13 protein-coding genes and 1 pseudogene are annotated in these 15,694 nt (G+C 73.2%); 4 read left to right on the forward strand and 10 right to left on the reverse strand.

What is annotated here, in order from left to right; genetic code table 11:
* The first annotated feature begins 174 nt into the window (after positions 1-174).
* The 4 genes from QK442_RS04965 to QK442_RS04980 all read left to right on the forward strand — a co-directional run bounded on the left by QK442_RS04965 (position 175) and on the right by QK442_RS04980 (position 4,375).
* Entirely contained in the window at positions 175-1,209 is a 1,035-nt protein-coding gene (locus QK442_RS04965; protein ID WP_282692573.1) for a LacI family DNA-binding transcriptional regulator, read from the forward strand.
* Between the two features lie 40 nt (positions 1,210-1,249).
* Complete coding sequence (locus tag QK442_RS04970; RefSeq protein ID WP_282692792.1) at positions 1,250-1,777, forward strand: SigE family RNA polymerase sigma factor; 528 nt, start codon at positions 1,250-1,252, stop codon at positions 1,775-1,777.
* Complete coding sequence (locus QK442_RS04975) at positions 1,777-2,583, forward strand: hypothetical protein (protein WP_282692574.1); 807 nt, start codon at positions 1,777-1,779, stop codon at positions 2,581-2,583. The genes QK442_RS04970 and QK442_RS04975 overlap by 1 nt, the downstream gene beginning before the upstream one ends.
* Positions 2,584-2,710: 127 nt before the next feature.
* A complete protein-coding gene (locus tag QK442_RS04980; protein ID WP_282692575.1) occupies positions 2,711-4,375 on the forward strand; it encodes a rhamnogalacturonan lyase B N-terminal domain-containing protein in 1,665 nt (554 codons plus the stop codon).
* Positions 4,376-4,431: 56 nt separating this feature from the next.
* Here QK442_RS04980 and QK442_RS04985 read toward each other — a convergent pair whose 3' ends face one another.
* The 10 genes and pseudogenes from QK442_RS04985 to QK442_RS05030 form a co-directional block, all read right to left on the reverse strand.
* Positions 4,432-5,310, reverse strand: coding sequence for a PRC and DUF2382 domain-containing protein (locus QK442_RS04985; protein WP_282692576.1), 879 nt, complete (start codon positions 5,308-5,310; stop codon positions 4,432-4,434).
* 120 nt (positions 5,311-5,430) lie between these two features.
* Positions 5,431-6,564 (reverse strand): pectinesterase family protein, encoded by a 1,134-nt coding sequence (locus QK442_RS04990; protein ID WP_282692577.1) that lies wholly within the window; start codon positions 6,562-6,564, stop codon positions 5,431-5,433.
* Positions 6,565-6,676: 112 nt separating this feature from the next.
* Positions 6,677-7,969, reverse strand: coding sequence for a pectate lyase (locus tag QK442_RS04995; RefSeq protein WP_282692578.1), 1,293 nt, complete (start codon positions 7,967-7,969; stop codon positions 6,677-6,679).
* Positions 7,966-8,784, reverse strand: coding sequence for a rhamnogalacturonan acetylesterase (locus tag QK442_RS05000; protein WP_282692793.1), 819 nt, complete (start codon positions 8,782-8,784; stop codon positions 7,966-7,968). The genes QK442_RS04995 and QK442_RS05000 overlap by 4 nt, the downstream gene beginning before the upstream one ends.
* Entirely contained in the window at positions 8,784-10,118 is a 1,335-nt protein-coding gene (locus QK442_RS05005; RefSeq protein ID WP_282692579.1) for a sugar ABC transporter substrate-binding protein, read from the reverse strand. The genes QK442_RS05000 and QK442_RS05005 overlap by 1 nt, the downstream gene beginning before the upstream one ends.
* Positions 10,119-10,213: 95 nt before the next feature.
* Positions 10,214-11,682, reverse strand: a pseudogene (locus tag QK442_RS05010) (family 43 glycosylhydrolase).
* 11 nt (positions 11,683-11,693) lie between these two features.
* Positions 11,694-12,542, reverse strand: a complete 849-nt coding sequence (locus QK442_RS05015; protein ID WP_282692580.1) for a PmoA family protein — start codon at positions 12,540-12,542, stop codon at positions 11,694-11,696.
* Positions 12,539-13,741: a Gfo/Idh/MocA family oxidoreductase gene (locus QK442_RS05020; RefSeq protein WP_282692581.1), complete on the reverse strand. Its 1,203-nt coding sequence runs from the start codon at positions 13,739-13,741 to the stop codon at positions 12,539-12,541. Before QK442_RS05020 ends, QK442_RS05015 begins: the two co-directional genes overlap by 4 nt.
* Before the next feature lie 5 nt (positions 13,742-13,746).
* Positions 13,747-14,667, reverse strand: coding sequence for a carbohydrate ABC transporter permease (locus QK442_RS05025; protein WP_282692582.1), 921 nt, complete (start codon positions 14,665-14,667; stop codon positions 13,747-13,749).
* Positions 14,664-15,602: a sugar ABC transporter permease gene (locus tag QK442_RS05030; protein ID WP_282692583.1), complete on the reverse strand. Its 939-nt coding sequence runs from the start codon at positions 15,600-15,602 to the stop codon at positions 14,664-14,666. The genes QK442_RS05025 and QK442_RS05030 overlap by 4 nt, the downstream gene beginning before the upstream one ends.
* Positions 15,603-15,694: the final 92 nt, after the last annotated feature.

Raw genomic sequence — 15,694 nt, forward strand, 5'->3', positions numbered from 1 at the left:
GCGACAGGTTCCATCCCACCCCGCCGGCCGCCCCCGCACAACCCCGCACGGCCCCCCGGTCCTTGGACTCTTCACACCCCGCCTGGACAGTCCGACGAGCGGCCGCTTAGGGTCGGGGTCCCTGTCGCCTACGGGCACCCCCCAACCACCCCGGACCAGCCGAGGAGCGCGCACGTGGTCACCCTCGCCGACGTCGCCCGGCACGCCGGTGTCTCGGCCAGCACCGTCAGCTATGTCCTGAGCGGCAAGCGGTCCATCTCCGCCGCCACCCGCGAACGCATCCGGCAGTCCATCGACGAGCTCGGCTACCGCCCGCACGCCGGCGCCCGCGCGCTCGCCAGCAGCCAGACCAGCATCCTCGCCCTGATGATGCCGCTGCGCACCGGCCTCTACGTGCCGGTGATGATGGAGATCGCCATGGCCGTCACCACCACGGCCCGCACCCACGGCTACGACGTGCTGCTTCTCACCGGCGAGGAGGGCCCCGAGGCCGTCCGCCGCGTCGAGGGCAGCGCCCTCGCCGACGGGATGATCGTCCTGGACGTCGAGCTCGACGACCCCCGGCTGCCCTTCCTCCGGGAGGCCGAGCGGCCCTCCGTGCTCATCGGCCTGCCCGCCGACACCGCCGGACTCGACTGCGTGGACCTCGACTTCGCCGCCGCGGGCGCCCGCTGCGTCGAGCACCTCGCCGGTCTCGGCCACCGCGGCCTCGCCGTCCTCGGCGAACCCCCCGCCGTCTACGCCCGCGGTACGGGCTACGCCGAGCGCACCCTCTCCGGGATCCGCGCCGCCGCGGCCGAGCACGGCACCGCCCTGCTCCACCGGCCCGTCGAGGGCACCTACGCGGCCGTCTCCGCCGCCGTAACCCGGATCTTCGAGGAACGCCCCGGCACCACCGGCCTCGTCGTGCAGAACGAGGCCGCCGTCGAACCGCTCCTCGCCGTCCTGCGCCACCAGGGCCGCGCCGTCCCCGAGGACGTCTCCGTCACCGCGCTCTGCCCCGACCAGGTCGCCGCCCACGCCTCCGTACCGCTCACCGCCGTCGCCGTGCCCGCGCAGGACATGGGACGCATCGCCGTCGAACGGCTCGTCGCCCGGCTGCGCGGCGAGGACTCCCACGGCACCGGCCTCCTCGCCCCCCGCCTCACCGTCCGGGCCAGCACCGGACCCGCCCCCGACCAGCCGGAGGCCGGCCGTGGCCGACGCTGAACCGCCCGGCGGACGGCGGGACGGGGCAGGCGCTGAACCGCTGGGCGAACCCTGTGACGCCGCCGCCGAGTTCCGGGACTTCTTCGACCGGCACTACGCGGAACTCGCCCGCCTCGCGCACCTCCTCACCGGCGAGACCGACGCCGCCGACGACCTCGCCGCCGACGCCATGCTCGCCCTCTGGCACCGCTGGGACCGGGTCCGAGCCGCCGACCACCCCGCCGCCTACGCCCGGGGCGTCGTCGCCAACCTCGTCCGCACCCGCATCCGCGGCACCGTCCGCGAGCGGCGCCGGATCGCCGCCTTCTGGGACCGGCGCCCCGAGCACACCGAGGACCCGGACGTGCCCGCCGTCGTCGACGTCAGGACCGCGCTGCGCGCGCTGCCCTTCCGCAAGCGCGCCTGCGTCGTCCTCCGGCACGCCTTCGACCTCTCCGAGCGGGACACCGCCCTCGCCCTGGGCGTCTCCGTCGGCACGGTCAAGAGCCAGACGGCCAAGGGCATGGCCGAACTGCAGAAACTGCTCGGCGGACGGGCCGCCACCGAACTCGCCGCGGGGAGACACTGATGGACGAGACACGCCTGCGCGGAGAGCTGCGCGAGGCGGCGCTCGCGCACCGGCCCGACCGCGCCCGGATGCTGGCCCGCGTCGAGCGCGGCATGGCCGCCCCGCCGCCGCGCCGGGACCGTACGCCCGCCCGCGCCCTGTGGGCCGGCCGCCGCTGGACGGCGACCGTGGCCGTCGCCACCACCGTCGCGGCCGTCGTCGGCCTCGGCGGCCTCGCCGCGGCGACCCTCCGGGACCGGCCCGCCTCCCCGGCCCTCCCCGCTCCCACGGCACCCGCTCCCACGGCACCCGCTCCCACCGTCTCCGCCTCCACCGCGCCCGTTCCCCCCGTCCCTGCTCCCACCGCCCCCACCTCCACCGCCCCCACCTCCACCGCCCCCGCTCCCACCACCCCCACCACCCCTACCACCCCCACCGCCCCCGGCCCGGCGGCGAGCGCGGCCGGCACCATCGACGCGGGCAGCCACCGCTGGTGGGCCCAGAGCGACCTGGCCGTCACCACGGACACCGAGGTCACCGGCCTCACCGTCGAACTGCGGGTCGCCCTCACCGGCGGGATCGCCACCACCGGCCACTGGCAGACCCGCCCCGCCGAGGACTTCACGGTCACGGTCGCGGAGGAGTCCGGCGCCCTCGTCTACCGCTGGACCCTCAAGGAGGGCCGCACGGTCCCGGCGGGCCCGCACACCTTCGCCGCCCAGTACAACCACGCCGAAGGCACCCGGGACGCCTCCGCCGACGCGTACACCGTCGTCCTCACCGGCCCCGACGGCGGCCGCACCACCCTCCGCGGCGGCTTCGCCTGACGGCACTCCGCGACCTGGGGCGACGACCCCGGCGGACATCTCCTTGAAACGTTTCGAGCGAAGGGGGCAACCCTTTCCCGCCCCGCGGCGACCTACGGCTACCCCACACCGTCGAAGGAGCCGCACCATGCACACCCACCCCGTCCGCCGCCGGATCGTCCTCGGAGCGGCCGTCGCCGCCGGCGCCACCGCCTCCCTCGCCACCGCCGCCGGACCCGCCGCCGCGGCCGGCTTCGGCTGGAGCGACGACGGCGCGAACTACGTGATCGACACCGGCGCCGGACTCGTCTTCAAGGTCTCCAGGACCACCGGCGACCTCACCTCCCTCCTCTACAAGGGCAAGGAGTACGAGGGGTACGGCGGCAAGCACTCCCATGTCGAGTCGGGCCTCGGCGCCTCCACCGTCAGCCTCCGGCAGATCGGCTCCGCCATCCTCGTCACCGTCGTCCACGGCACCCTGCGCCACTACTACGCGGCCCGCTCCGGCCGCAACAACGTCTACCTGTGGACCGACAAGGCCGACACGTCCTTCACCGCCACCCGCTTCATCGCCCGCCTCAAGCCCGGCGTCTTCCCCAACACGGGCCCGGACTCCTGGGTCGAGGGCGCCGACACCGTCATCGAGGCCGGGGACGTCTGGCGGCGCGCCGACGGCCAGACCCGCTCCAAGCACTACTCCGGCGTCCGTGTCATGGACTACGACCACATCGGCTACACCACCGGCACGGTCGGCCTCTGGATGATCCGCTCCAACCACGAGAAGGCGTCCGGCGGCCCCTTCTACCGCTCGCTGCTCCGCCACTCCAACGAACTGGGCGTCGGACTCTACGAGATCCTCCACTACAACCAGTCCCAGACCGAGCCCATGCGCTTCGGCCTCCAGGGGCCGTACCTGCTCGTCTTCACCGACGGCGGCACCCCCGACCCCGCCCTCTTCGCCGCGAACCACGACACCGGCTGGGTCGACGGGCTCGGCATCCCCGGCTGGGTCGGCGCCGCCGGACGCGGCCGGGTCGCGGGCGTCGGCCTCAGGAACATGGACCCGGCGCACCCGTACACCATCGGCTTCGCCAACGCCGACGCCCAGTACTGGACCCGCGCCGCCGACGGCACCGGTGCCTTCTCCTGCCGGAACATGCTGCCCGGCGTGTACACGCTCACCGTCTACAAGGGCGAACTCGCCGTCCACACCGCCCAGGTGACCGTCACCGCCGGCACGGCCACCGCCCTCCACACGATCACGATCACCGGCGACCCGAGCACCGCCCCCGCGATCTGGCGCCTCGGCGACTGGGACGGCACCCCCGCCGGCTTCAAGAACGCGGCCCTCATGACGTACGCCCACCCCGCCGACGTCCGGGCCGCCGCCTGGACCGGGAACGTCGTCGTCGGCAGCGGCGACCCCTCCGGCTCCGTCCCCTGCTACCTCTGGAAGGACGTCAACGACGGCTTCCTGGTGTACTTCCGGCTCACCGCCGCCCAGGCCGCCGCCGCGCACACCCTGCGGATCGGCGTCACCACCGCCTTCCTCAACGGCCGCCCCCGGGTCACCGTCAACGACACCTGGGTCTCCGCGATCCCCTCACCGCCCACCCAGCCCTCGACGCGTTCCCTCACCACCGGCTCCTACCGGGGCAACAACCACACCTTCACCTACAGCGTCCCCGCGAGCGCGTGGCGGGCGGACCCGTCCCAGTACAACGTGGTCCGCCTGAACGTCGTCAGCGGTTCGACCGGAACGGGTTTCCTGAGCCCGGGCACCGCCCTCGACTGCGTGGACCTCCTCGTCTGACCGACGAGTCAGGGATCCGGGCCGCGTCGCCGCCCGGATCCCTGGGTGGGAGCACGTCACATGCCGCGCTCCTCGTCCTCCTCCTGGACGATGCCCGTGTCCTCGCCCTCGACCTCGATGTGCTCCTTGCGGACCTGGCCGGTGACCGTCCGCTCCTCGGTGACCTCGTCCGTCTCCAGGCGGACCCGCTCGACGGGGACGGCCCGCGTCTCGACGACGGGGCGCTCCTCGTGGAGGGTCACCTCGTGCTCGGCCTCGGAGATCTCGGGGCCCGACATGGCCTGCTCGCGGTTGGCCTCCGTGATCGGCTCGCGCACCACGCGCGCCTCCTCGTGGTGCAGCGGCACGGTCTCCTGGACGTCCTCGGTGACGACGTACTTGCGCAGCCGGATCCGGCCGGTCTCCACCTGCTCGGTGCCGACGTGCATCCGCTCCTCGGAGCGGGTCATCGCGTCGTCGGCCGAACGGCCCGCCCACTCCGCCTCCCTGCCCGCGGCGCCGGCAGTGCCCGCGGCGCCGGCAGTGCCCGCGGCGCCGGCCGCGCCTGTGGTGCCGGCGCCGGTGCCGTGTGCCCAGCCGCCCTCGCCGGGCTCGTTCGCCTGCTGCCAGGCCTCGTCCCACGCGATGCCGTAGTACTCGTAGAGACGCTGCTCCTCGCTCGCGTCGAGATGGCCTCCGCCGTCGATGTCGACGCGCGGGGCGTCCTTGACCCGGTCCTTGGAGTAGGGCACCTCCAGGTGGTCCCGCACCACGGCGGCGTCCTTGATCGGCACGAAGGACTCACGGGTGCCGAACATGCCCGTCCTGACGGTGACCCATTCGGGGCGGCCGGTGGCGTCGTCGAGGAAGACGTGCTTGGCGTCACCGATCTTCGTGCCCTCGGTGTCGTAGACGGGATGATCCAGCACAGCGGGTATCTGTTCCTGGGCGATCATGGTGAACCCTCCAGGCGTTGTTGCGGACACCCGGCGACCAGCCGGTGAGACCGGCGGAAAACCTCCCCGGTCCCCCCGAGTTGTTTCGACGAATGACCGGTTGACCGTTGAAACGGTGGCTCAGAGGCCGAACGCCCTGGCGGGCGTCCAGTCGCCCAGGTACGCGCCCCGGGTGACGGCGGAGGCCTGCGCGGCCGTCAGCTGCGGACGGTTCTCCGGTACGGTGACCGCCGCGCCCCGGCCCGTGTTGCGGTACTCCGCGAAGCGCTGCTCCTGCCACGGGTGTTCGGCCCGCATGTTCGCGTACGGCGCCACCGCGTCGATCCCCGCGTCCAGGACGGACTCCCGGATCACCAGCGCGGGCCGGGCGGTCGGGTCCGAACCCGGCACCCACGGCCGGGCCAGCTTGTAGTAGCCGTCCGGGGCCTCGCTGGTGACCCGGCAGCGGGAGGCGAGGAAGCCGTACGGGTTGGGTCGGGCCGTCGAGGGAGCGAAGACGAAGCCGTACGGGGCACCCGTCAGGTCCGTGCGGACCAGGGTCCGGAAGTGGCAGTGCTCGAACACGGCGGTGGCCCGCCCGAAGACGAAGTCGACGTCCCCCTCGACGTAGCAGTGCGCGAAGTACTGCCGGGCGAAGGCCGTCAGCGCCGTCGAGTCCGTGTAGAGGGTGTCCTGGTGGCCGAGGAACCGGCAGTGGAAGAAGGCCGAGCGGTCGCCCTGCGCCTTCAGCGCCACGGCCTGCGTGCCCGGGTTGCCCGGCAGGTCGGTGCGGAGGAAGTCGTTGGCGAAGGTGACGGCGTGGGCGGTGAAGTCCGCCGCCTGGAGGGTGACCGTCGCCGAACCGGTGGTGCCGTACGTACCGGAGCCGTCCGGTTTCGGGGTGCCCGCCGCGTTGTCGTACACCACGACGACGTCCTCGGCGTCCCCGCTCGCGCCGATCCACGTCATGCCGGTACGGGCCGAGGCCACCCTCACCGTCTCCCGGTACGTACCGGGCGCGAGGACCAGCGTCCAGCCGGTGCCGCTCGCCGCGTCCACCGCCGCCTGGACGCTGGTGTGGTCGCCGAGGCCGCCGGGGTGGACGTAGAGCGTCCGACTTGTCAGCCGTGTGGCGGGCGAGCCGTACCGCCCGAAGGGCCCGGCGCCGGAGGCCGCCGCGGGAGCCGCGGGCAGGGCGAGGGCGGCGAGGGCGGCGCCCGCGCCGGTGAGGAAGGCACGGCGGCCGAGGGGGGTGCGGGGGTGGTGCGAGGGCATGCGGATGCTCCTTCGCCGATAGGCAGAAAAAAAGAGGGAAAGGACCGGGCCGGGGCGGGCGCGACGGGACGGGGGTGCCGCGCTCCGCCCCGGCCCGGGGAAGGGGGGCCGGTCAGTGCGGACGGCCGGCGCCGGCGCGGTGGCCGACGAGGGCGGGCACGGCCCGCGGGTGGTCCACCCGGGTGCGCAGGACGGGGGTCCAGCCCGCGTCGGGGCGCAGGATCTCCGACGGGATCTGCTCGTTGTGCACGGCGAGCAGGTCGACCGGGCGCCCGTTGACGTAGTTGCCGGTGGTGGTGACCGGCGCGTCCTTCCACTTCTTGAGGATCTGCCCGACGGGCACCTCGGGCGCCAGCGTGAAGGCGTTCTTCTCGGCGACGAGCTGCGACTCGAACCCGATGCCCAGGCTGTACACGTAGGTGCCGTCCGGGACCACGTAGTGGTTGTTGTACGCGTCGACCTGCCCGAAGCGGACCCGGGGCGCCCGCTCCACCACGTTGTCGAAGAGGTTGTGGTGGAGGGTGACGCGGAGCTTGCCGCGGTCGGTGGCGCCCGCGCCGTCGCTGTTGCCGATCATCAGCGTCTTGTCGTGGTCGGTGAAGGCGTTCCACGAGACGGTGACGAGGTCGGCGCCGCGCACGATGTCCAGCTCGCCGTCGTGCTGCTGGTAGATCTCGCCGTAGTACCTCGGCAGCGAACTGTCCGGGTGGGCGCCGTCGGTGAAGGTGTTGTGGTCGATCCACACGTGGGTGGAGCCGTACACCACCAGAGCGTCGTACTCCGAGTTCCAGGCGCCGTCGGCGCCGTCCGTCGGGTCCCACTGCGGGAAGCAGTCGAGCGGGCTCTCCAGCGTGAGGTTGCGGATCACCACGTTGTCGACGCCGGTGACCTGGAGGCCGGCGCCGAGGATCGTCGCGTCCCGGCCGACGCCGATGAGGGTGGTGTTCGAAGGGACCTTGACCTTGACGGCCCGGCTCTGGGCGGCGGCGGAGGCGGCGCGCAGCTCCTCCTGGGGGCCGCTGACCTCGTTCTCGTACCCCCACACCGCCGGGTCGTAGTCGGCGAGGTACTGCTGGAAGTCGTAGCCGGGGGCCTCGAAGGCGGCGCAGCCGGCCTCGGTGGCGTTCAGGGTGCCGACGACCTTGACGATCCGGGGCTCGGTGCCGGGGACGGCGAGGGCGGCCCGGAGCTCGGCCCAGGTGGTGACGGTGAAGACGCGGGAGGCGTCGGCGTCGGCGCCGCCGGTGGTGCCGGTGCCGGCGGAGGCCCAGCCGTCACCGGCGGGAAGGGTGGCGCGGGCCGGGTCGGCGGGGCGGGGGCCGGAGTGGGCGCCGGCGGCGGGGGCGGTGACGGTGAGGACGAGGGCGGCGGCGGCCGCCGCTCCCAGCTTCGTGCTTCTGTTCACGCGCGGTTCTCCTCAGATGCGGGGGGCCAGGTGATCCAGCGGGTGGGGACGTCGTCGTCGAGCCGGCGGGTCTCGCGCGGGGCGAGGACCCGGGTGCGGAGCAGTTCGCGGGCCACGAGCCGGGAGACCTCGATCGCGCCGGGCGGGTTGAAGTGGGTGTTGTCCTGCTCGGTGTCGGTCCAGTTGAAGTACGTCTTCGTGGCCTCGGGGCCGAGCCGCTGCCACAGGGCGAGCGACAGGGCCTCGACGTCGAGGAGCGGCACGCCGGAGGCGGCGGCCAGCTCCCGCATCGCCGCCGGGTAGTCGCCGAGCGAGCGGCGCGCGTTCCCTTCGGCGTCGAAGCGGCGGCGTTCCACGGAGGTCGCGAGCACCGGGAGCGCGCCCCGGGACCGGGCGGCCTCGACGAAGACCCGCAGGTTGTCCTGGTAGGAGCCCCAGGGGTCGGTGGAGCGGGCGGGGTCGGTGGTCTTCTGGTCGTTGTGGCCGAACTGGACGAGCAGGATGTCGCCGGGCCGCATCGCGGCCCCGATCGGTTCGAGCCGGCCCTCGTCGAGGAAGCTCTTGGTGGAGCGCCCGTTGACGGCGTGGTTGGCGACCGTGATCCCGTGGTGCAGGAAGAAGGGGAGCGCCGTGCCCCAGCCGGTCTCGGGGGCCGCGTCGGCGTACTTCTGCGCGGCGGTGGAGTCTCCGGCGATGAAGAGGGTACGGGCGGGGGCGCCGGGCGCGGCGCTCTCGGCACGGGCGGCGGTCCGGCCGGTGACCAGGGCGAGCGCGAGGCCCGCCCCGGCCACGACCGCCTCGCGGCGGCCCGGCATCACTTCCGCTGCTGCTTCCACTCGGCCTGGGCCTCGTTGAGCTGCTCGGCGAGCTTGTCGGCGAAGTCCTTGGCTCTCATGGTGCCGAGGAGGACCTTCTGGAAGGCGGCCTCGTTGTCGGCCTTGGAGATGGTGTTCCAGTCCGGCAGGTAGTACGGCAGCTGGACGATGGTCGCCTTGCCGCTGAAGAGGACCTCGGCGGCGAGCTTGGTCGGCTCGGCCTCCTGGATCCACGGGTCCTGCGCCGCCTCGGTGTTGGCGGGGATGGCGCCGGCGGACCTGTTCCACTTGGAGTTGGACGCGTGGGAGGCCGCGAACTCGATGAACTTCCAGGCGGCGGCCTTGTTCTTGCTGGTGGAGAAGAGACCGAGGCCGTCGACCGGGTGGGAGACCATCACGCGGGTGCCGTCGTCGAGCGTCGGGTTCGGTATGCCGCGGAACTTCCCGGTGCCCAGGGCCTTCACGTGATCCTGGTACGAGCCGAGGTTGTGGTTCAGCATGCCGATCTCGCCGCTGTCCCACTGGGCGACCATCTTGGTGAAGTCGTTGTTGACGTCGGCCGCCGGGGTGTTCTTCTTGAAGAGGCCGACGTACTTCTCCAGGGCGGCCACGTTCTCCGGGGCGTTGACGGTGGTCTTGTCGCCCTCCCAGAAGCTCTGGATGCCGCTCTGGCCGTACATGGCGTCCAGGGCCTGGGCGATGGAGCCGGCGCCGCCGCGGATGGTGTAGCCGAAGCGGTTCTTGTCCTTCTGGGTGAGCTTGTCGGCCGCCGCGTAGAACCTCGACCAGGTGCTCGGCTCCTCCAGGCCAGCCGCCTCGAACAGGTCGGTGCGGTAGTAGAGGACGCCGTTGCTCGCGGAGGTCGGGACGGTGAAGAGCTTGTCCTGGCCGCCGGCCGCCTTGACGGACTCGACCATGCCGGGGTTCAGCCTGCCGTGGAGGGCACTGCTCGCGATCCGCTCGTCCAGCGGCTCCAGCGCGTTCTGCGCGGCGATCCCGGCGAGCATCGCCGCGCCGACGCCGCCGACGTCCGGGAGCCCGCCGCCCTGGATGGCGGTGTCGTACTTGGACTGCACCTCCTTGGAGGCGACGCCCACGTACTCGACGTCGATGTCCGGGTTCGCCTTCTCGAAGTCGGCGATGATCTCCTTCCAGACGTCGGTGCGGACACCGCCGTTGTTGTCCCAGAAGGTGATCCTGCCCTTGCCCGATCCCTCGCTGCCCGCACCGGCGCCCCCGCTGCCGTCGTCACCGCAGGCGGTGGCGGTCAGCGCGAGGACACCGGACAGGGCGAGGGCGAGGGCGGCTCTGCGCCGGCCGGGGAAGATGGTCATCGTCGGCTCTCTTCTCTCGGGTGGTACTCGGGTCGTACGGGGGATGGGGTCGTACGGGGATGGGTGTGGGGGAGTACGAGGGGGCTCGCCCGGGTTCAGCGAGCGGTGGTGGTGACAGCGGCGGCGGTGGCGAGGGTGCGGAAGTCCGTGAACACGCCCGTCCCGGCGTGCCCTTCGCTCTCGGGCGCCGCGGCGAACAGGCCGAGCGGGGCGCCCACCCACCGCCAGGGGGTGGCCGCGAACTCGGGGCCGAGCCGGACGGGTCCCGTACCGGCGTCGTAGGAGAAGCGGCAGCGGCCGTCGGCGGTGACCGCGATCCGCAGCAGTACCTCGTCCCTGGCGAGCGGCCGAGGGCGGGCCGCGTCCCGCTCCCGGTCGGCGTTGCCCGGCGCGAAGCGGTGGACGAGCAACAGGCCGCCGCCGTCGGCCCGTTCCAGATCGATCCAGGCGTACGCGTCGCCGAGCACGACCAGACCGGCCCGGGCCCCGGGCGCCCCGGCGCCAGGCCGCAGCCGGACCTCGACGGTCCGGGCCCCGGCGGGCAGCCGCTGCGTCAGCACGTGCGGCACCGACCGCAGGTCCTCGGCCAGGTCCGTACGGACGCAGGCGAGCCGCAGCCCCTCCCCGTCATGCGAACCGGCCCACTCCGCGCGGGGGTTGGCGGTCCACTGCCACTGCGGCCCGAAGACGCCGCCGGGGAAGGCGTCGTCCACGGCCGGCCGGACCGCGGGCCCCTCCGGCAGGGCCGGCTCGCGGTGGACGCGTACGGGGGCACCGTCGTCGCCCATGACCGGCCGGCCGTCCGCGTCCCAGCGCATCGGCTGGAGGCGGACCGGCCGGCCGTACGCGCCGGCCTGCTGGAAGCGGAGGAACCGGTCCTCGCCGTCGCCGGTGCGCACCCAGCCGCCCTGATGGGGGCCGTTGACGTCGGTGTCGCCCGGGGCGAGGATCCAGAAGCGGGCCTCGTGCCGGTAAGCCCGGGGCCCTCCAGGGTGAACCAGCCGGGGATCAGGTCGGCGTCGACCGGCGTCGTGCCCTCGTCGAGGACCTGGGTGCCGTCCGGGCTCATCCGGTGCCCGGTGAGCCGGTTGTCGAAGCCGGCCCGGGACTTCGCCCAGCCGTGCACCAGGTACGCCTCGCGGCTCTCCTCGTCCCGCAGCGGACGGGCGTCGATCAGGCCACGTCCCCTCTTCACCAGATGGGGACTGCTCCAAGGTCCTTCGATCGAAGGGGAGTTGATCTGGAAGATCCCGTGATCCGGGTAGCCCCAGAAGGTCCAGAAGCGGTCGTCGTGGTGACGGAAGGAAGGCGCCCCCACTCCGCAGTCGTGCCGGGGCCGGGTGAACTCCTCCTCGGGCGCGAGCCGTTCGAGGGCATGCCCGACGAGCCTCCGGTCGACCAGGTCGCGGGAGTGCAACAGCGGCGGTCCGGGGGCGCGGCCGAAGCTGGAGCCGGTGAGGTGGAAGTCCTCGCCCACCCGGACCGCGTCCGGGTCGGACCAGTCCGCCGCCAGGACCGGGTCACGGTACGTGCCGTCCCCCAGGTCGCCGGTGACCTGGGGCACCAGCGGGCAGGTCACGAGGCCACCGCCTTGCGCACCAGGGCCGCGGCGCCGTCCCGGTCGAGCCTCCCGTCGGCGACGACCGTCACCACGCGGCGTACGAAGGTCTCGCCTGCAGGGACCGCGAGCCGCTCCCCGTACGCGAGGGAGGAGCCGACGCCCGGGTACTCGGCGGCCCGTACGAACCACGGGTCGCGCCGGGTGGTCTCCGTCGCCCCGGCGAAGACCAGCGTCCAGCCGTCGCCGCACATCGCCACCCAGCCGGCGCGGACACCGTGCACGGCCTCCTCGCCGTCCGCGCCGGGACCGAACACCACTGGCGCCGAAGCCTCCTTGGGGGCGCGCCAGAAGAAGCCGCCGTAGGCGGCGCCCGGGCGTCCGTTGGTGGCCGGACTGCCGATCGACAGGTCGCGGCCGGAGACGTTGGCGACGGAGAAGGTCAGGTCGAGCGCCCACGCCGTGTCGGTCAGCGGGACCGCGGCGACCGTGCGGTGCTCGGCGAGCAGCCGTTCCCCGCCGGCGGTCCAGCTCACGTCCTCGACGAAGCCGTCCGGGTCGCACAGCTTGAAGCCGTCGTGCCGCTGTGTGCCGTGGTTGTCGAGCGCGACCGGGCCGCGGCCGCGGACGAAGGTCCTGCCGCCCCAGAAGTTGCAGCCCTCGACGTCCGGGACGGCGACGGAGACGCCCAGGTGGTGCACGTGGTCCTCGGGCAGCACCTCGGTGACGGTCCGCCCGGCGAGCGTGGTCACGGGATGGAGGTAGGGGCGGGGGGAGTGGTCGGCGGAGAGCGCCGGCCGGGTCACGCAGTGGGCGACCGCGCGGCCCGCCGCCCGCAGCACGACACCGGTCCCTTCGGTGCTCATCGGACCTCCGCCGGGGCCGGCGACGCCCACGGGGCGCCGAGCTCGGAGTAGAGCCGCAGCTGTTCGGCGCTCCCGTCCACCAGCGCCTCCACGCCCTCCACGACCCGCCGCGCGGCGCTCTCGCCGGGCTCGGTACGCCAGTGGGCGGCGGGCAGCGGCAGCGGGTCGGGGGCGGTGCGGACCGCCTCGACCACCCGCATGAAGGCGCCGGTCGCGTCCGGCGGCACGAGCAGCGGGGTGCCGTCGGTGAGGTGCGCGACCAGGTTCTCCAGGAGGTCGGTGCGCCCGTACACGGTCTCCTCGGGGCCGTGGCCGGCCCGCTGGAGCAGAACCCGGTCCTCGCGGTACCAGAAGGTGATCCGGCCGCGGGTGCCGTGCACGACCACGTACGGCTCGCGGCTCTTCTCCGCGCAGAGCGTCGCCGCCACGGTCACCGGGAAACCGGCGGCCGTGGTGACGCGGACGGCGGAGGTGTCGTCGGACTCGATGGCGTGGGCGTGGAACAGCTCGGTCTCGATGCCCGTCACGTCCTCGGCCAGGGTGGTCCCGGCGAGCGCGAGGGCGGTGGCGACGGCGTGGGCGAGCGGGTTGGTCAGCGCCCCGTCGACGACGTCGAGGCCGTCGAGCCGGCGCCGGCCGGCCCAGGGCGCGCGCCGGAAGTACGCCTCGTCGCGGACCCAGGCGCCGGCCGCGCCGACCCCCCGGACCTCGCCGATCGCGCCGTCGGCGATCAGCTCCCGGATCGCGGGCACGGCGTGCGAGCCGAGCGACTGGAAGCCGATCTGGCAGACGGCGCCGGCCGCCGCGACCCCGTCGGCCATCCGGCGGAACTCCGCGTACGAGGGGGCCGGCGGCTTCTCCAGGAGGACGTCGGCGCCGTGCCGGACGGCTGCCAGGGTCAGGTCGGTGTGGGTCTGGATCGGGGTGCTGAGCACCGCCAGCCTCGCGCCGGTGACGGCGAGCAGCGCCTCGAAGTCGTCGGACTGGGCGGGCTCCCCGAGCCCGTCGAGCTCGGCCGCGTCGAGCGGGCGCAGCTCGCAGACGCCGGCGAGCCGGACCAGGCCCCGCTTCTCCAGGCGGTGGATGTTGAGGAGGTGGCTGCGGCCGTGGCCGCGGGCGCCCGCGAGGACGACGGGCAGGGGTTCGAAGGCGGGTGCGGGCAGGGGCTCTCGTATGGACAGGGGTTCAGGTGTGGGCATGGGGCTCATCCCTTCACCGCCCCGGCGCTGAAGCCGGTGACGAGCCACTTCTGGATGAAGGCGAAGACGATCACGACGGGGACGGCGGCGATGACACCGCCCGCGGCGAGCGCGCCGAGGTCGACGCTGTCGGCGCCCATGAGGGTGTTGAGGCCGACCGGGATGGTCTGCTTGCTCTGGCTGCTGAGGAACATCAGGGCGAAGAGGAAGTGGTTCCAGGCGTGGACGAAGGCGAAGGAGCCGACGGCGACCAGGCCGGGCCGCAGCAGCGGGAGCACGACGATCAGGAAGGCGCGGAAGCGGTTGCAGCCGTCGACCCAGGCGGCCTCCTCCAGGGACGGGGGCACGTTCCTGATGAAGCCGCTGATGAGGATCATCGACAGCGGCAGCTGGAAGACCGTCTCGGCGAGGATGACGCTGCCGATCGAGTTGATCATCCGCAGCTCGGCGAAGATCTGGAAGAGCGGCACCAGGAGCAGGGCGCCCGGCACGAACTGGGAGCAGAGGAGGGCCAGCATGAAGCCCTTCTTGAGCCGGAAGTCGAAGCGGGCGAGGGCGTAGCCGCCGGCCAGCGCGACCAGCGTGGTGCTGATGAGGACGGCGACGCCGATCAGGAGGCTGTTCTGGAAGAAGACCCCGAAGCTGCGCTCGGTCCACACCTTCTCGAAGTGCGCGCTCGTCATCGGCCAGGGCAGCAGCGAGGTCGAGCCGGCCGGGCGGACGGCGAAGAGGAGGATCCAGTAGAAGGGGACGAGGGTGAAGACGAGGTAGACGCCGAGCGGCAGGTAGATCTGCCAGCGGGGGACCTCGTCCCAGGCCCGGTGCCGCTTGCGGGCGGCGGCGGGCGGGGTGCGGTCCGGCGGCTCCGCCGGGGGCGTGGCCCCGCCGGTGGGGGCGGTGCGGGTGCGGGTGGCTGCGGCGGTCACTTGCTGTGGCCTCCGAACTTGCTCAGGCGCAGGTAGACGATCGAGCAGAAGAGAAGGATCACGAACGCCACCGTGGTGAGGGCGGAGGCGTAACCGAAGTTGTGGGCGTCGACGCTGGTCTCGGCGACGTACAGCGGCAGCGTCGTGGTGACGCCCGCGGGTCCGCCGCCGGTCAGGGTGTAGAGCAGGTCGACGTTGTTGAACTCCCACACCGCGCGCAGCAGTGTGGAGAGCACGATCGCGTCCCGGAGGTGCGGGAGCGTGATGTGGAGGAACTGCCGCAGCCGGCCCGCCCCGTCGACCTCGGCGGCCTCGTACAGGTCCTTCGGCACCGACTGGAGGTCGGCGAGGATGAGGATGGCGAAGAAGGGCACGCCGCGCCAGAGGTCGGCGACGATCGCCGCCGGGAAGACGGTCGCGGTGTCGGAGAGCAGCGAGGTGCCGTACTCGCCGACGCCGAGGTCCGCCAGGTAACGGGTGATGCCGGTCTGGGAGTTGTAGAGCAGCACCCAGATCGCCGAGGTGAGCACGCCGGAGACGGCCCACGGCGAGAAGACCAGGGCCCGGCCGAGCGCCCGGCCGGCGAAGGTCTGGTTGACGATGAGGGCGAGCGCGAGCCCGAAGAGGAGCTGGAGCGTCACCTCCACCACGACCCACTTGAGGCTGAAGGTGAGCGTGCCCCAGAAGTGGGGGTCGTCGGTGAAGATCTTCGTGAAGTTGTCCAGGCCGGCGAAGCCGTTCCGCCAGGGCTTGGTCGGGTTGTAGTGCTGGAGGCTGTAGTAGAAGACGCTCAGCACGGGGTACGCGATGAAGCCCAGCATCAGCAGGCCGGCGGGGGCTATCAGCAGGTACGGCAGCCGGCGGGGGGTCGCTCCCGTGCGGCGGCGCCCCCGTGCCGTGGCGGCTCGGGGCGGTTCGGTCACAGCTGTGGCCATGACGGCGGCTCCGTTCTCGGGCGGGCGGTGCGGAGTTCAGAAAGCGCTTTCTATCAAGGGATCGGAAGGCGGGGGATCACAGGTGAAGCGCT

It is taken from the genome of Streptomyces sp. CC208A (assembly GCF_030010625.1).
Classification (GTDB): domain Bacteria; phylum Actinomycetota; class Actinomycetes; order Streptomycetales; family Streptomycetaceae; genus Streptomyces.